The organism is Rhizobium sp. TRM96647, assembly GCF_025780115.1.
Taxonomy (GTDB): Bacteria; Pseudomonadota; Alphaproteobacteria; order Rhizobiales; family Rhizobiaceae; genus Mycoplana.
In genome coordinates this window covers 1-14468 of sequence record NZ_JAOXHF010000019.1, presented here as the reverse complement: position 1 = coordinate 14468, position 14468 = coordinate 1, and the positions used below count along the sequence as shown (strand labels likewise).

The following is a 14468-nucleotide window of genomic DNA, read 5'->3' as shown; positions in this document are numbered from 1 at the left end:
GGACCAATGGAAGAGATTTTGAGCACACCGCGGCCGGATGAGCTTTCCGAAAGCAAGCGGATGATCATGGAAGTGGCTGCGAAGCTTTTTGCGGACAAGGGCTATGGCAGCGTGGGCATCAGCGAGGTCGGCGATGTCGCGGGCTTCGGCAAGGGGGCCCTCTACTACCACATCAAGTCGAAGGAAGACCTGCTCTTCGACATCATGACCGTCTACATGGTGGAGTTGATCAACGCGGCGCGCACCATCGAGATCAGCGGCGCGAGCGTCCCCGAGCGCATCCGCGCGCTCAGCCGAAGCTTCATGGAGATCATGTTCGCAAGCCGGCCGGAAATGACGGTCTGCTTCCGTGAGGTGCACGCCCTCAACGACGCCAAGCGCAAGGGCGTGCTGGGCCTGCACGCCGACTACCAGGACATCTGGATGCGCGTCTTCCAGGATGGTGCGCGGCAGGGCGTGTTGCGCGCGATGTCGAAGATCGAGGTCAAGGCCATCCTCGGCATGTATTTCTACAGCTTCCTGTGGATCAAGGGTGACGGTGCAGTGGCAATCGATGCCATCGCCGAGGATTTCGCCGGCATTACCCTGCGGGCGGCGGGGAGGGGATAACTCATGGAACGGGAAATCGTCATCACCGCCGCACGGCGCACCCCCATCGGCAGGCTGAACGGCGGTCTCGCCTCGCAGTCCGCGGCCGCGCTCGGCGCATCGGTCATGGCAGGGCTGCTCGAGGATGCCCATCTCGAGGGGGCAGATGTCGACGAGATCATCATGGGGCAGGTCCTGACCGGCGGCGCCGGCCAGAATCCCGCTCGCCAGGCCGCGCTTGCCGCCGGGATCCCCGTGAACGTGCCGGCGATGACCGTCAACAAGGTCTGCGGTGCGGGCCAGAAATCCATTCATCTGGCGGCCCAGGCCATCCGGTGCGGCGATGCGCAGATCGTCGTTGCGGGCGGGCAGGACAGCATGAGCCGGGCGCCACATCTCCTCTACGGCATGCGCGACGGCGTGCGCATGGGGGACACGACCGTCAAGGATTCCATGGTGGTCGACGGCCTCTGGGACGCCTTTCACGACGTGCATATGGGCGTGACGGCCGAGCACCTGGCCAATCGCTATCAGGTGCGCCGCGACGAGCAGGATCGCTTCGCACTCGCCTCACAGCAGAAGGCGTCCTCCGCCGTCGAGGCTGGCCGGTTTGCGACGGAGATCGTGCCTGTCACCTTTTCCACACGCCACGGCGATGTGACGATATCCGCCGACGAGCATCCCAATCCCGCGACGGACCTGGAAAAGCTCGCGCGCCTGCGGCCGGTTTTCGATCCGGCGGGCACGGTGACGGCGGGTAATTCCTCCGGCCTCAACGACGGGGCCTCCGCGGTCCTCGTCATGTCGAGTGAGCGGGCCGCAGCGCTCGGGTTGGAGCCGCTGGCGCGTATCGCATCCTACGCATCTGCGGGCGTCGAGCCGATGGACATGGGCCTCGGCCCGGTCGCGGCATCGCGCGCGGCGCTGGCAAAGGCCGGCTGGCATGCGGACGACCTCGACCTGATGGAGGTCAACGAGGCCTTCGCCGCGCAGGCCATCGCGGTCAATCGTGAAATGGGCTGGGATCCGGACCGGATCAACGTCAATGGCGGCGCCATCGCACTCGGCCACCCCCTCGCGGGTTCCGGCTGCCGCATCGTCGTGACACTGCTACACGAGATGAAGAGGCGGAACGCCCGGCGCGGCCTCGCATCCCTGTGCATCGGCGGCGGTCTCGGCGTCGCGATCTGCTTGGAGCGGTGACCACTCGGCCTTCAATTTGTTCCCCTGGCCGCTTTTGCGGACGGGGGGACTGCCATGTCCGGTTCGAGGCTGCGGCGGCCGAGGGGATAGAGAGAAGAGGCCCCGGTTTTGCAGATTCGGCCTTGACACCTTTCGCGGACGGCAGCAGATTGTACCGAACGGTCGGTACTTGAGTCGATTGTTACCGTCATCGTCCTGACATGCAGCATCCACGGAAATCCGGGGGAGGAGACGCCTGCGTCTGCAGGTGCCGCCGGATCGTGGCGTCATGCGGGCAAACTCTGTGGGAGGAGCTATGACTTACAGTGCAACAGCGGCCGCGCCGGCCAAGGGACTGACCAAGGAGCATCGCAAGGTCGCGGCCGCGAGCTTTATCGGGACAGCCATCGAATGGTACGACTACTATCTCTACGGGACATGCGCAGCGCTCGTGTTTCCCTATGTCTTCTTTCCGTCCTATGATCCCTATGTCGGCACGCTGGTGGCATTCGCCACCTACGCCGTCGGCTTCGTGGCACGCCCGATAGGCGGCGTCGTCGCCGGGCATTACGGCGACAGGATCGGCCGCAAGGCCATGCTGATGCTGAGCCTCCTGGTCATGGGGGTGAGCACGGTACTGATCGGGCTGATACCGGGCTATGATCAGATCGGCATCTGGGCCGCCGTCATCCTGTGCTTCCTTCGCATCGCGCAAGGGTTTGCCGTGGGCGGGGAGTGGGGTGCTGCGGTGGTGATGGCCGTCGAACACGCGCCGGCCGGAAAGCGGGGCCTCTACGGCAGCTTCCCGCAACTGGGCGTTCCGGCGGGCCTGCTCCTGTCGACAGTCGCCGTCGCGATCGCCTCGGGCTCGATGGACAACGAGGCCTTCCTGTCCTGGGGGTGGCGCGTGCCGTTCCTGTTCAGCGCGGCCCTCATCGTGGTCGGCGTCTACATCCGCTCGAGCGTCAGCGAATCGCCGGCCTTCGAAGCGGTGAAGCAGAGCAACCAGCAGGCCGAGCGCCCGGTGGTCGATGTCGTGCGGGACCAGTGGCGGATCCTGCTCCTGACGATCGGCATGAAGTTCCTGCAGAATGCCGTGTTCTATCTCTACAGCGTGTTCATGCTGTCCTATATCGTGAACTCGCTCGGTTTCGATCGCCAGGTGGGGCTGAACGCCGTCGTCATCTCGTCCGTCGTCGGCTTCATCACTCTGCCGCTTTGGTCTTGGCTGACGGACAAGGTCGGCCGCAAGCCCGTCTATCTGTTCGGATGCATCGCCTCGACGCTGTTCATCGTGCCGTTCTTCTCGATGGCGCAGAGCGGGTCGATCTTCCTGCTGACCCTGGCCATCGTCATCGGCCTCAACGTGCTGCACGACTCGCTCTACGGCCCGCAGGCGGTCTACTTCTCGGAACTGTACGGCACGAAGGTCCGCCTCAGCGGCGCATCGATCGGCTATCAGGTCGGCGCCGTGCTGTCCGGAGGGATTGCCCCGCTCGTCGCAACGGCGCTCCTCGCCGCCTATGACGGCGAGCCGACCGGCGTGATCATCTACGTCTTCATTCTGGGTATCATCAGTACGGGGTGCACGTTCCTCGCCCGGGAAACCTACAAGGACAAATGGGAGGGGGCGCCCCACTGACGGGCAACGACCTCGATGCGAAGGGCCGCGGCGACGCGGTCCTTCGTCTTTCTGACTATCCCATAAGACGGGCCTGCAACTTGACGAACGAAGCAAAGCGCAAGAAAGTAGATTTCTAGATGTAATCAGAAATGTGCGTACATGGAAACCTTGAAGCCCCGGATGCGCGGCCGTCCGCGCTATGACGACCTCGACGACAGCGCGAACGACGCCTTTCAGTCTATCGCCCTCAAGACACTGGATCGCGGCGAGACCGCGCCGCTCTGGGTGCAGCTCAAGAACCGGATCCAGGATGCGATCGCCTCAGAAACGCTGCGGCCCAACTCCCGCATGCCATCCGAAAGTGCGCTTTGCGAGATCTTCGACGTGTCGAAGCCGGTCGTGCGGGCGGCGCTCGGAGCTCTGGCCGCCGAGGGCCACGTCATCAAGATGCCGCGAAAGGGGATGTTCGTCGCCCAGCCGCGCCAGGATGTCGACTTCATGACGTCCAACCTCGGCGTCTTCGGAGACCTCACGGCGAAGGGGCACGTGGTCACCACCAAGACGTTCGAGTTCTATCGCGACAAGGCGAGCGAGGGCGAACAGAAGGTTTTCGGCATCCCGCCGGAAGGCGACGTCGTCCGCATCGTGCGCGTCTACTATTGTGACGGGCGTCCCATCACCCACACGCACATTTCCCTGCCGGCCCACAAGGTGCCGGGAATGGAAAAACTCGACATAGACAATCGTTCGATCTTCCAGACCATCCGGGAAAGATATGGACTGACTGTTCAGCGCGCAGAGCGGTGGTTCACGGCCGAACTGCCTGACGCCATATCCTGTCTGCGCATGGGGGTGCCGCCCGATGCACCTCTCATTGCAATAGAATCAATTGCTTATGACCATGACGGCGGGGCGTTGGAATATTATCGCGCTTTCTACAATTCCGCGGTGGCGCGCATCCATCTGAAGATCGAATCCTGAGCTATAGACCGTTCGGTACAAAAAATTCCCATTTCTGGTGATAACCAGATTGACAGGCGCCGCGGCTCGACCTATCCTGCCTTCAACGGCGTGAGGAGCGCCCGAAAGAAAATTCACATGGCGGATCAGCGTGATGACGCGGGAACGGACGGCTTCCGCGAACGCCTGATCCATGCCCTGTGGACATGCGGGAGGAAGTCATGGATTACCGGAACCAGCTCGATTTCTCAGGCCACATGGTCGCCGTCACCGGCGGGGCCAGCGGCATCGGCCTGGAAACCGCAGCGGCTTTCGCCTCCTGCGGTGCGGCGATCGCACTTCTCGATCTCGACGAGGCGGCGCTGGCGACGGCTGCCGAGGCGCTGGCGGTCTTCGGCGTCAAGGTTTCGACCCATGCGGTGAATGTCACGGACCCGGCAGGGGTCAATGCCGCCGCCGATGCCGTCGTCGCCGCGCATGGCAAGGTCACGGTTCTCGTCAACAGCGCCGGCATCGCCCGGCTGCATTCCGCCCTCGACGTGTCGGACGAGGAATGGCGCCTCGTCATGGACGTCAATGTCAACGGCACGTTCTGGGCCGCGCGCGCCTTCGGCCGCCACATGGTGGCGCAGCGCCAGGGCAGCATCGTCAATCTCGGCTCGATGTCGGGTCTCATCATCAACCGCCCGCAGTTTGCCGCCTCCTACATGGCGAGCAAGGGCGCGGTGCACATGCTGACGAAGGCGCTGGCGGTCGAATGGGTCGACAGCGGTGTGCGCGTCAACGCGGTCGCCCCCGGCTATGTCGGCACGGAGATGACCCTGAAGATGCGCGAGCGGCCGGAACTGTTCGACGTCTGGATGGACATGACGCCGATGAAGCGCTGCGGTAAGCCGTCCGAGATCGCTTCAACAATCCTCTTTCTTGCATCCCCCGCCGCCAGCTACGTGACCGGATCCGTCCTGTCGGTCGACGGCGGCTACACAGCATTGTGAGCCCTTCCATGGATCAGACCACTTTCAGCCCGACCGAACTGGACAAGCGCCAAGCCATCATCGAGGCGTGCCTCGATATGAACCGCCTCGGCATCAACCAGGGCACCTCCGGCAATATCAGCGTGCGTCACGAGGACTACATCCTCATTACGCCGACGAGCACGCCCTATGAGAAGCTGACGACGGACAGCATCGTCCGGCTGGAAATGGACGGGACGGCGAAGGGCCCGCTGGCGGCCTCCAGCGAATGGCGCTTCCATCGCGACATCATGCTGGCGCGGCCGGACGTCAACGCGATCGTGCACGCCCACCCCACCTATTCGACGATCCTTGCCATCATGGGCCTGCCCATTCCGCCGATCCACTACATGATCGCCGTCGCCGGCGGCGACGATATCCGCTGCGCGCCATATGCGACCTTCGGAAGCCAAACGCTTTCGGAAAAGGCGGTTGCGGCGCTCGAGGGGCGCAAGGCCTGCCTGCTGGAACATCACGGCATCATCGCCGTCGGCGCCACGCTGTCCAAAGCCCTCTGGCTGTCGGTGGAAGTGGAGACGCTCGCCAAGCAATACCACGGCGCCCTTCAGCTCGGCGAGCCTCGCCTTCTGTCGAAGGAGGAGATCGCCCGCGTCCTCGAGAAGATGGGCAGCTACGGACACAAGGACTGACCGCGGCGAGAATGCCGCTCAGGAAGAAATTGCCCCTCGGGGCGAACCTCGGACAACACTCGGGAGGAGAACGTCCATGTCACTGAAAAGGAACAAAAGCCGCCGCAACTTCTTCAAGTCGACCGCCGCCATGTTGACGGTCGCCGTTGGAGTCGCCGCCTGGGGCAACGCTTCCCTGGCGCAGGATTCCGATACGAAAGCGCTCTCGCTGGCCGGCAAGCGCATCGGCATCTCGGCGGTCGGCACCGATCATCACTGGGACCTGATGGCCTATCAGGGCATCATCGACGAGGTGAAGGCGCTCGGCGGCGAGCCGATCGCGCTCGACGCCAAGCGCAACGACCAGACCCACGTCTCGCAGCTTCAGACGCTGATCGCGCAGAAGCCCGACGCCATCATCGAGATGCTGGGCAATCTCGACGTTCTCAATCCCTGGCTGAAGCGCATTCGCGACGCGGACATCCCGCTCTTCACCGTCGATACGGCAACGCCGCATTCGCTAAACAACAGCACGTCCAACAACTATTCGCTGGCGTCCGAAGTGGCCCTGCAGATGGTTGCCGACATGGGCGGCAAGGGCAATGTGCTGGTGTTCAACGGCTTCTACGGCGTACCGGTCTGCAAGATCCGCTACGATCAGTTGAAATACGTGCTGCAGAGCTATCCGGAGGTGAAGATCATCGAGCCGGAACTGCGCGACGTCATTCCCAACACGGTGCAGAGCGCCTATTCCAACGTGACGGACATGCTGACCAAGTATCCGAACGACGGCGATATTTCGGCCGTCTGGGCATGCTGGGACATCCCGCAGATCGGCGCCACGCAGGCGATCGAGGCGGCCGGCCGCAAGGGCATCAAGACCTATGCGATCGACGGTAGCCCGGAAGTCGTCGAGATGGTCGCGAACCCGGAATCGGCGGCCGGTGCCGTTGGCGCGCAGCAGCCCTACGAGATCGGCCGTTCGGCCGCCCGCAACGCGGCGCGCTACCTCGCCGGCGAGCATGTGCCGCCCTTCACTTTCGTGCCGGCGGTCCTAATCACCAAGGACAACGCCAAGGACACGGCTGGTCCTTTCCTCCCCAAGAAGGAAGGCGCGGCGAACTAAGCCGCGCTCTCGCCGTGCCGTCCACCGCGACGGCACGGCAATCGTTTCGGAATTCGCGGGAGGATACCATGGCGCTCGAGCAAAACCTCGCCATCGACATGCGCGGCATATCCAAGAGCTTCGGGGTCGTCAAAGCGCTCGTCGAGGCCGACCTCATGGTTGCGCGCGGGTCCATCCACGGGCTGGTCGGCCAGAACGGTGCGGGCAAGTCGACCATCATCAAGGTGCTGGCGGGCATCTTGAAGCCGGATGCGGGAACCATCCGCGTCAACGGCGAGACCGTGTCGAAGCTGACGCCGGCAAGCGTCGAGCGCCTTGGTGTCCATTTCATCCATCAGGACCGTCTCCTGGTGCCGACCGCGACGATCGCCGAGGCGATCTTCCTACACCACGAACCGAAGTTCGGTCCCTTCATCAATCACCGTGAAATGGCGCGGCAGGCCTCCGCGCTGCTCAAGCAATATTTTGACCTCGACCTGCCGCCGGGCACGCTCGTACAGGACCTGACCACCGCCCAGCAGAAGATCGTCCAGATCACCCGCGCCCTTGCCCAGAAGGCCTCCGTGCTCGTGCTCGACGAGCCGACCGCCGCGCTGGTGAAGAAGGAAGTCGACAGCCTCTTCCGCGTGCTCCGTCGCCTCAAGGACGACGGCATCGCCGTCATTTTCATCTCGCATTACATGAAGGAGATCGAGGATCTCTGCGATACCGTGACGGTGATGCGCAACGGCACGGATGTCGGCGTCGTCGATCCGCGCACCACCGCCATCGACGATATCGTCGCGATGATGATCAACCGCGACGTCGGCGAGATGTTTCCCCGACGCGGCAACTCGGTCGGCGCGCCGGTTCTTCAGGTGTCCGGCCTCGGCATGGCGCCGCATTTCCGCGATGTCTCCTTCGACGTGAAGGCGGGCGAGGTCGTCGGCCTGACCGGGTTGCTCGGTTCCGGCGTGAAGGAACTCATCCAGTGCCTGTTCGGTCTCGATCGTCCCGACCGCGGGTCCGTCACCATCGACGGCAAGGCGGCGCGCTTCCCCTCGCCGGTGGCGGCGGTGTCGGGCGAAGTGGCGCTCGTGCCGGAGGACAGGCGCGCGCATGGCGTCGCGGTCGGGCTTTCGGTGCGCGAGAATATCTCGCTCGCCAGCCTCTCGCGCTACAGCAAGGGCGGCTTCGTTTCGCGCGCATCGGAGAACACCTCAGTCGACGGGCTCATCAAGGAACTCTCGATTAAGACGCCGCACCGCGACGCACTGGTCAAGACGTTGTCGGGCGGCAACCAGCAGAAGGTGGCGCTCGCCAAGTGGCTGAGCTGCCAGTCCAGGGTCTACATTCTCGACGAACCCACCGTGGCCGTCGATGTCGGCGCCAAGGTCGAGATCTACACGCTCCTGAATCGGCTTGCCGCCGAAGGCGCCGCGATCCTCTTCATGTCGTCGGACCTTCTGGAACTTGCAGGTTTCTGCGACCGGGTGCTCGTCATCTATCGCGGCGAACTTGTCAATGAATACGGGGACGGCGAACTCGACAGCGACGTGCTGCTCTCGGCAGCGTCCGGCGCAAGGCCCCCCGCACGGAGGGCATCGGCATGACCATGACCCAAGCCAACGGAGAAACGTTGATGAGCGGAATGGAAAGCCCGATCGCGGCTGGAACGGCGCGGCGAAAGGCGCTCGGCACGATGCTCGTGCGGCTGGGCGCGGTCGGCACCTTCGCCGTCATCCTCGCCTATTTCGCGCTGATGGCGCCCGGATTCCTGAATTTCTACAACATCCTCAACGTCGTGGAGCAATCCGCCGTGCTCGGCGTGCTGGCCTTCGGCATGTCCGTTGTCGTCATCGGCGGCGGAAGCGATGTCCAGACCGGCGGCATCGACCTGTCGCTTGCCGCCAATACCGGCCTCTGCGCCGCGGTGTTCGCCGTCTCGACGGCGGCGGGCTTCCCGCTGCCGGTGACGCTCGCCATGACCGTCGGCACGGGCATCCTGGTCGGGCTTTTGAACGCCGTCGCCGTGGTCTGGCTGAACATCCTGCCGCTGCTTGCGACGCTCGCCGTCATGAACATCGTCGCGGGTGCCGAACTCATCCTGACGCAGAACACCGTCGTCTCGATGGCATCCGATTTCACGATGAACATCGCCGTGGGCTCCTTCCTCGGCGTTTCCACGCTGGCCTGGTGCCTGATCGTCTTCACGCTTGTCATGGTGGCGCTGCTGCACTTCACGGGCACCGGCCTCCGGCTCTATGCCGTCGGCGGGCATCCCGAGGCGGCGCGCGCGGCAGGCATCAATGTCGGCGCCTATGTCGGCGGCACCTATCTCTTCGCCGGGCTGTGCGCCGGGTTGGGGAGTATCCTGCTCGTCTCCCGCCTCAGCGCCAGCACGCCCGGCACGGGTGAACTGCTGCTCTCGATCATCGCGGCGGCCCTGCTCGGAACGGTGTTCTCCCACCGCTTCGTGCCCACGGCCGGCGGCACCATCCTCAGCACGCTGTTCATCGGTTTCCTTGCCAACGGCTTCCAGCTCCTCAACGTGTCGAGCTACTGGGTGACCGGTGTCCAGGGCACGCTGATCCTGCTGGTCGTCGCCGCCACGTCCTTTGCAAAGCCCTCGGAGCGTTGATCATGAGCACGCAAGCACCGTCGCGAGCCGGCAATCTCTTCTCCGCCGAGAAGGTCTCCCGCTACGCCGTCGTCCTCGCCTTCCTCGGCCTGTTGGTGGCGTTCTCGCTGGCGAGCCCCACCTTCTTCACCGGCGCCAATCTCTATAACGTCCTGTTGAACAACGTCGTGATGCTGGCGGTCGTCGCGCTTGGCATGACGATCGTCATCACGGCCGGCGGGATCGACCTATCTGTCGGCGTTTCGGTGGACATGGCGAGTATGGTTTTCATCATGCTGCTGGCCGCCGGTTACGGCGCGTTCTTCGGCGTCGCCGTCGGGTTGTGCGCAGCCGCGGCGGTCGGCCTTCTCAACGCCATCCTCATCACGCGGCTGAAGATCAGCCCGTTCCTGGCAACGCTCGGCGTGCTCTTCATCGGCCAGAGCGTTCAGCAGATCGCCACGGGCGGCGGCCAGCCGATCTACCTCGTGACGGGCGATTTCGCCTCAGTGTTCAACGCCATCGTCCGCACGCAGGTGCTCGGCCTTCCCATGCCGCTCATCGTGCTCGCCGCCTGCCTCGGCGTCGTCTACGCCGTGCTGCATCATTCTGTCTTCGGCCGCTATGCCCGGGCATTCGGCGCCCAGCCCGGCGTCGCCTGGTATTCGGGCATCCGCGTGCCGTTCAACATGTCGCTGGTCTATGTGGGCTGCGCCGTCCTGTGCGGTGTCGCTGGCATCCTGCTGTCCTCCACGGTGCGCTCCTACGTGCCCCTCTCGGGCAATGCCTTCCTGCTCGATGCGATCGGCGCCACCTTCATCGGCACGACGATCAGCGCGGAGCGCCGCCCCTCCGTGATCGGCACGCTGCTCGGCGTGGCGCTGCTCGCCATCGTCAAGAACGGCCTCCTGCTCGTCGGCTGGAACTTCTACTGGCAGCAGGTCGGCGTCGGCGTGCTCGTCTTCCTCATCCTTGCTCTCAGCTTCGGCCTACGCGGCCGCGGCCACTGACCTTTCGGAGACTTTGTCCATGGCACGTTTTGATGTGAGTTCGATCGGTTTCTATGTCCTGGACATCCTGGGGCGGCCGGTAACGCGGATCCCGGAGGGTGGGCGCGCCGACTATATCGAGGAGATCCGCATGACCGTGGCGGGCACCGCGGGGGCAACGGCCGTCGACTGCGCCATTCTCGGCCTCTCGACCCAGGCCGTCACCACGGTCGGCGACGACGAAATGGGCGATTTCCTCCATGCCAAGATGGTGAAGTTCGGTGTCGATTGCGGCCTCGTCAAGCGCAGCGGCGCTACGCAGACCTCGGCGACCATCCTGCCGGTGCGGCCGAACGGCGAACGGCCGGCGCTGCATGTGCCGGGCACCGCGGCCATCTTCACCGTCGCCGACGAGGACCTCGATGCGGCGCTCGACGCCCGTATCGTGCATGTCGGCGGGACGGGCCTCCTGAAGGCCTTCGACGGCGAGCCGACGGTGCGTCTTCTCAAGAAGGCCAAGGCGCTCGGCCGCATCACGACCTTCGATCTCATTCAGGCAAATCCCGAGACTTTCGCGCTCGTCGAGCCATGCCTTCCCTATATCGACTACTTCGTCCCGAGCATCGAGGAGGCCGGCGAGATGGCCGGCATGCACGATCCGCGCGAGGTGGCCCGGTTCTACAAGGCGCGCGGCGTGAAGAACGCCATCCTGACGATGGGCGCGGACGGTGTCCATGTCTCGCCGGAGAAAGGGGAGGATTTCGTGCTTCCCGCCTTCGACATCCCGGTTTCCGACACGACCGGCTGCGGCGACAGCTTCACCGCCGGCATCATCGTCGGCATCATCAAGGGCTGGGAGCTTCGCGAGGCGGCCCGGTTCGCGTCCGCCGTCGCGGCGAAGGTAGCCATGGGCCTCGGCTCGGACGGCAAGCTCGTCTCGTTCGAGGATACGCTCGAAGCCATGAACAGCCTGCCCCTCCGCCGCAAGAACGCGGCGTGAGCCTTATCATCCAGGAGTGAATACCATGCAGATCATGCCAACAGGCAGCGTTGCCGTCGTCACCGGGGCGAGCAGGGGCATCGGCCGGGCCACCGCCGTCGGCCTTGCGCAATTCGGCTATGACGTCGCCGTCCTCGACCTCGGCGCACAGCGCGCGGCCCTCGACGAGACGGCAGCGGAAATCCGTGCCGCCGGCCGCAAGGCCTTCGTGCACGAACTCGACGTGACCTCGAAGCCGGAGATCGAGGCGACGGTCGGGACGATCCTCGCGGAGGCCGGTGGCATCGACGTTCTCGTCAACAATGCCGGCATTCTCAAGCCCTCGACGCTGGAGGACCTCAGCGAGAAGGACTGGGACGCTCATTTCGACGTCAATGCCAAGGGCGTGCTCCTGATGTGCCAGGCGGTGCTGCCGCACATGCGCGCCAAGAAGAGCGGCCGCATCATCAACATCGCCTCCATCGCCGGCCGCCAGGGCGTGGCGACGCAGGGCCACTATGCCGCGACGAAATCGACCGTCATCACGCTGACGCGCGTGCTTGCGCAGGAGGTCGGCATGGACGGCATCACCGTCAATGCCATCTGCCCGGGCATCATTCTTACCGAGATGGGCAAGAACAATCTCGGCAGCGACGAGGCCATCCGCCATTGGGAGACCGTCGCGTCGCTGAAGCGGCTCGGCTATCCCGAGGACATCATCGGCCCGGTCCGCTTCTTCGCCTCCAACCAGTCGAACTTCGTGACCGGCCAGTCGCTCAACGTCTGCGGCGGCATCTATTTCCACTGACGGAGCGCCGCGCTCCTATTCATCCTGTCGAGGATCGCCATGCACGCGAACGCGTTGAAATTCCTGATCGATGGAGCCTGGGTCGCGCCGATCGGCACCGCCCGCCATACGCTGATCAACCCTGCCACCGAGGAAGCGATCTGCGAGATCGCGATGGGCGATGCGAAGGACGTCGATCGCGCCGTCGCGGCGGCCAAGGCGGCGTTCCCATCCTATTCGATGACGACGCCGGCGGAGCGCCGGCGTCTGCTGCAACGCCTCCTCGAACTCTACAACGAGAACTACGACGAGATCGCGGCCATGATGACCGAGGAGATGGGCACGACCGCCCGCTTCTCACAGGCCGCACAGGCCTGGGTCGGCCGCGCGCATCTCGAGACCATCATCGCCGTGCTGGAGACCTATCCGTTCGAGGAACTCCGGGGCGACGTGCTGATCTCCCGCGAGGCCGTCGGCGTCTGCGGGCTGATCACGCCGTGGAACTGGCCGATGAACCAGCTCGTGGTGAAGGTTGTGCCAGCGCTGGCCGCGGGCTGCACGCTGGTAGTCAAGCCGAGCGAATATTCGCCGCTCAGTTCCATCCGCTTCAGCGAACTGGTGAACGAGGCCGGCTTCCCGCCGGGCGTCTACAACTACATCAACGGCGAGGGCCATATCGTGGGCGAGGCGATGTCTCGCCATCCGGACATCGACATGATGTCGATCACCGGCTCGACCCGCGCGGGCGTTGCCGTCGCGAAGGCCTCCGCCGACACGATCAAGCGCGTGCATCAGGAGCTCGGCGGCAAGTCCGCCAACATCATCCTGCCGGACGCCGATTTAGAGGAGGCCGTCGTTCGTGGCGTGCACGGCTGCTATACGAATTGCGGCCAGGCCTGCAAGGCACCGACCCGGATGCTGGTGCCGCACGACAGGATGGACGAAGCCGCCCGCATCGCCGCCCGCACGGCCGATGCCATCCGCGTGGGCGCCCCCGGCGACGCCACCTCAGAGCAGGGACCGGTGGTCAACCGCCAGCAATACGAGCGCATCCAGGAGCTCATTGAAAGCGGGATTTCGCAAGGCGCCCGTCTCGTTGCGGGTGGCCCCGGCCGTCCGCAGGGTCTCAACCACGGCTATTATGTGCGCCCGACCGTCTTCTCCCATGTGACGCCGGACATGACGATCGCGCGCGAGGAGATTTTCGGGCCCGTCCTTTCGATCCTCGGCTACGCGGATGAAGAGGATGCCGTGCGTATCGCCAACGATACGGTCTATGGCCTGGCCGGCTACATCCAGACACGGGACAATGCCGCGGCGCGGCGGATCGCGCGAAAACTGCGTGTCGGCATGGTCTATATCAACGAGGCCGACTGGGACGCCGCTTCGCCCTTCGGCGGCTTCAAACAATCCGGCAACGGCCGCGAACACGGCGAGTTCGGTCTTGCCGACTTTCTGGAGATCAAGGCGACAGGGGGTATCCGTTTGCCTGGATCGGAGTTGCGGGAGCAGAGGTTTGCAAAGGCTTAAAGCTTCGCCCCTCGGGAGAACATGAAGCTGAGGTGTTTTGTTATCGGTTTTTCAACTACGGGACGCAGACCTGAAATCCTTCAAGAGAGGGGCATCACCGCATTTCTCATGCTCTGAGACCGAGTTTGGACCGCCCGAGAACTGAAGTTTTCGGGCTCGGATCACGATGGCTGACTGGTTGCGCCACCGGAATTATGTAGAGCAATCGGAACCTGATATCCGATCGCCGAGTGCGGACGCTCCTCGTTGTAGAGAGGCCGCATCATCACTGGGCTACAGGCCACCGGCATTCGAAACGACGATCTGGCCTCGCCAGAACGGGCCTGCTTCAACACCGGCGGTGGCCAGCAGACCCAGCATGCACTGACATTCCAAACCGATCACACGATGATGTCCCAGGGAGTGGTGTAGCAGGTTAGCGGTGGCCATCAGTGTTTTTCCGGTAGGGTCGGTTTGTCAAAG

Annotated in this window: 14 protein-coding genes; 13 read left to right on the top strand and 1 reads right to left on the bottom strand. The window is 64.2% G+C overall.

The genetic code is table 11. The features are described 5' to 3' along the window. Positions 1-6 precede the first annotated feature (6 nt). The 13 genes from OCK02_RS23830 to OCK02_RS23770 all read left to right on the top strand — a co-directional run bounded on the left by OCK02_RS23830 (position 7) and on the right by OCK02_RS23770 (position 14006). Positions 7-609, top strand: coding sequence for a TetR/AcrR family transcriptional regulator (locus OCK02_RS23830; RefSeq protein WP_263815188.1), 603 nt, complete (start codon positions 7-9; stop codon positions 607-609). 3 nt (positions 610-612) lie between these two features. Further along, positions 613-1791, top strand: a complete 1179-nt coding sequence (locus tag OCK02_RS23825; protein ID WP_263815187.1) for an acetyl-CoA C-acetyltransferase — start codon at positions 613-615, stop codon at positions 1789-1791. A 295-nt stretch (positions 1792-2086) separates the two neighbouring features. Beyond that, a complete protein-coding gene (locus tag OCK02_RS23820; protein ID WP_263815186.1) occupies positions 2087-3412 on the top strand; it encodes an MFS transporter in 1326 nt (441 codons plus the stop codon). A 141-nt stretch (positions 3413-3553) separates the two neighbouring features. Next, positions 3554-4375 (top strand): GntR family transcriptional regulator, encoded by an 822-nt coding sequence (locus OCK02_RS23815; RefSeq protein WP_263815185.1) that lies wholly within the window; start codon positions 3554-3556, stop codon positions 4373-4375. Between the two features lie 200 nt (positions 4376-4575). Continuing rightward, the gene (locus OCK02_RS23810; RefSeq protein WP_263815184.1) at positions 4576-5349 is read left to right on the top strand and encodes an SDR family NAD(P)-dependent oxidoreductase; all 774 of its coding nucleotides are present in this window, start codon (positions 4576-4578) and stop codon (positions 5347-5349) included. An 8-nt stretch (positions 5350-5357) separates the two neighbouring features. Continuing rightward, complete coding sequence (locus OCK02_RS23805) at positions 5358-6017, top strand: class II aldolase/adducin family protein (protein WP_263815183.1); 660 nt, start codon at positions 5358-5360, stop codon at positions 6015-6017. A gap of 76 nt (positions 6018-6093) precedes the next feature. Further along, entirely contained in the window at positions 6094-7122 is a 1029-nt protein-coding gene (locus tag OCK02_RS23800; RefSeq protein WP_263815182.1) for a sugar ABC transporter substrate-binding protein, read from the top strand. A gap of 68 nt (positions 7123-7190) precedes the next feature. Then, positions 7191-8714, top strand: a complete 1524-nt coding sequence (locus tag OCK02_RS23795; RefSeq protein WP_263815181.1) for a sugar ABC transporter ATP-binding protein — start codon at positions 7191-7193, stop codon at positions 8712-8714. Beyond that, positions 8711-9742, top strand: coding sequence for an ABC transporter permease (locus OCK02_RS23790; protein ID WP_263815180.1), 1032 nt, complete (start codon positions 8711-8713; stop codon positions 9740-9742). The genes OCK02_RS23795 and OCK02_RS23790 overlap by 4 nt, the downstream gene beginning before the upstream one ends. 2 nt (positions 9743-9744) lie before the next feature. Beyond that, the gene (locus OCK02_RS23785; RefSeq protein ID WP_263815179.1) at positions 9745-10731 is read left to right on the top strand and encodes an ABC transporter permease; all 987 of its coding nucleotides are present in this window, start codon (positions 9745-9747) and stop codon (positions 10729-10731) included. A 19-nt stretch (positions 10732-10750) separates the two neighbouring features. Continuing rightward, complete coding sequence (locus OCK02_RS23780; protein WP_263815178.1) at positions 10751-11710, top strand: carbohydrate kinase family protein; 960 nt, start codon at positions 10751-10753, stop codon at positions 11708-11710. Between the two features lie 25 nt (positions 11711-11735). Continuing rightward, the gene (locus tag OCK02_RS23775) at positions 11736-12497 is read left to right on the top strand and encodes an SDR family NAD(P)-dependent oxidoreductase (protein ID WP_263815177.1); all 762 of its coding nucleotides are present in this window, start codon (positions 11736-11738) and stop codon (positions 12495-12497) included. A gap of 39 nt (positions 12498-12536) precedes the next feature. Then, positions 12537-14006 (top strand): aldehyde dehydrogenase family protein, encoded by a 1470-nt coding sequence (locus OCK02_RS23770; RefSeq protein ID WP_263815176.1) that lies wholly within the window; start codon positions 12537-12539, stop codon positions 14004-14006. Between the two features lie 273 nt (positions 14007-14279). Here the strand turns inward: OCK02_RS23770 and OCK02_RS23765 are convergent, their stop codons facing one another. Next, positions 14280-14435: a hypothetical protein gene (locus OCK02_RS23765; RefSeq protein WP_263815175.1), complete on the bottom strand. Its 156-nt coding sequence runs from the start codon at positions 14433-14435 to the stop codon at positions 14280-14282. Positions 14436-14468 lie beyond the last annotated feature (33 nt).

Bases quoted from the DNA above. Each gene is read 5' to 3' on its own strand.
- OCK02_RS23800 (WP_263815182.1), top strand. From the start codon at position 6,094: ATGTCACTGAAAAGGAACAAAAGCCGCCGCAACTTCTTCAAGTCGACC.
- OCK02_RS23785 (WP_263815179.1), top strand. From the start codon at position 9,745: ATGAGCACGCAAGCACCGTCGCGAGCCGGCAATCTCTTCTCCGCCGAG.
- OCK02_RS23765 (WP_263815175.1), bottom strand. From the start codon at position 14,435: ATGGCCACCGCTAACCTGCTACACCACTCCCTGGGACATCATCGTGTG.
- OCK02_RS23815 (WP_263815185.1), top strand. From the start codon at position 3,554: ATGGAAACCTTGAAGCCCCGGATGCGCGGCCGTCCGCGCTATGACGAC.
- OCK02_RS23775 (WP_263815177.1), top strand. From the start codon at position 11,736: ATGCAGATCATGCCAACAGGCAGCGTTGCCGTCGTCACCGGGGCGAGC.
- OCK02_RS23820 (WP_263815186.1), top strand. From the start codon at position 2,087: ATGACTTACAGTGCAACAGCGGCCGCGCCGGCCAAGGGACTGACCAAG.
- OCK02_RS23825 (WP_263815187.1), top strand. From the start codon at position 613: ATGGAACGGGAAATCGTCATCACCGCCGCACGGCGCACCCCCATCGGC.
- OCK02_RS23795 (WP_263815181.1), top strand. From the start codon at position 7,191: ATGGCGCTCGAGCAAAACCTCGCCATCGACATGCGCGGCATATCCAAG.
- OCK02_RS23780 (WP_263815178.1), top strand. From the start codon at position 10,751: ATGGCACGTTTTGATGTGAGTTCGATCGGTTTCTATGTCCTGGACATC.
- OCK02_RS23830 (WP_263815188.1), top strand. From the start codon at position 7: ATGGAAGAGATTTTGAGCACACCGCGGCCGGATGAGCTTTCCGAAAGC.
- OCK02_RS23810 (WP_263815184.1), top strand. From the start codon at position 4,576: ATGGATTACCGGAACCAGCTCGATTTCTCAGGCCACATGGTCGCCGTC.
- OCK02_RS23790 (WP_263815180.1), top strand. From the start codon at position 8,711: ATGACCATGACCCAAGCCAACGGAGAAACGTTGATGAGCGGAATGGAA.
- OCK02_RS23805 (WP_263815183.1), top strand. From the start codon at position 5,358: ATGGATCAGACCACTTTCAGCCCGACCGAACTGGACAAGCGCCAAGCC.
- OCK02_RS23770 (WP_263815176.1), top strand. From the start codon at position 12,537: ATGCACGCGAACGCGTTGAAATTCCTGATCGATGGAGCCTGGGTCGCG.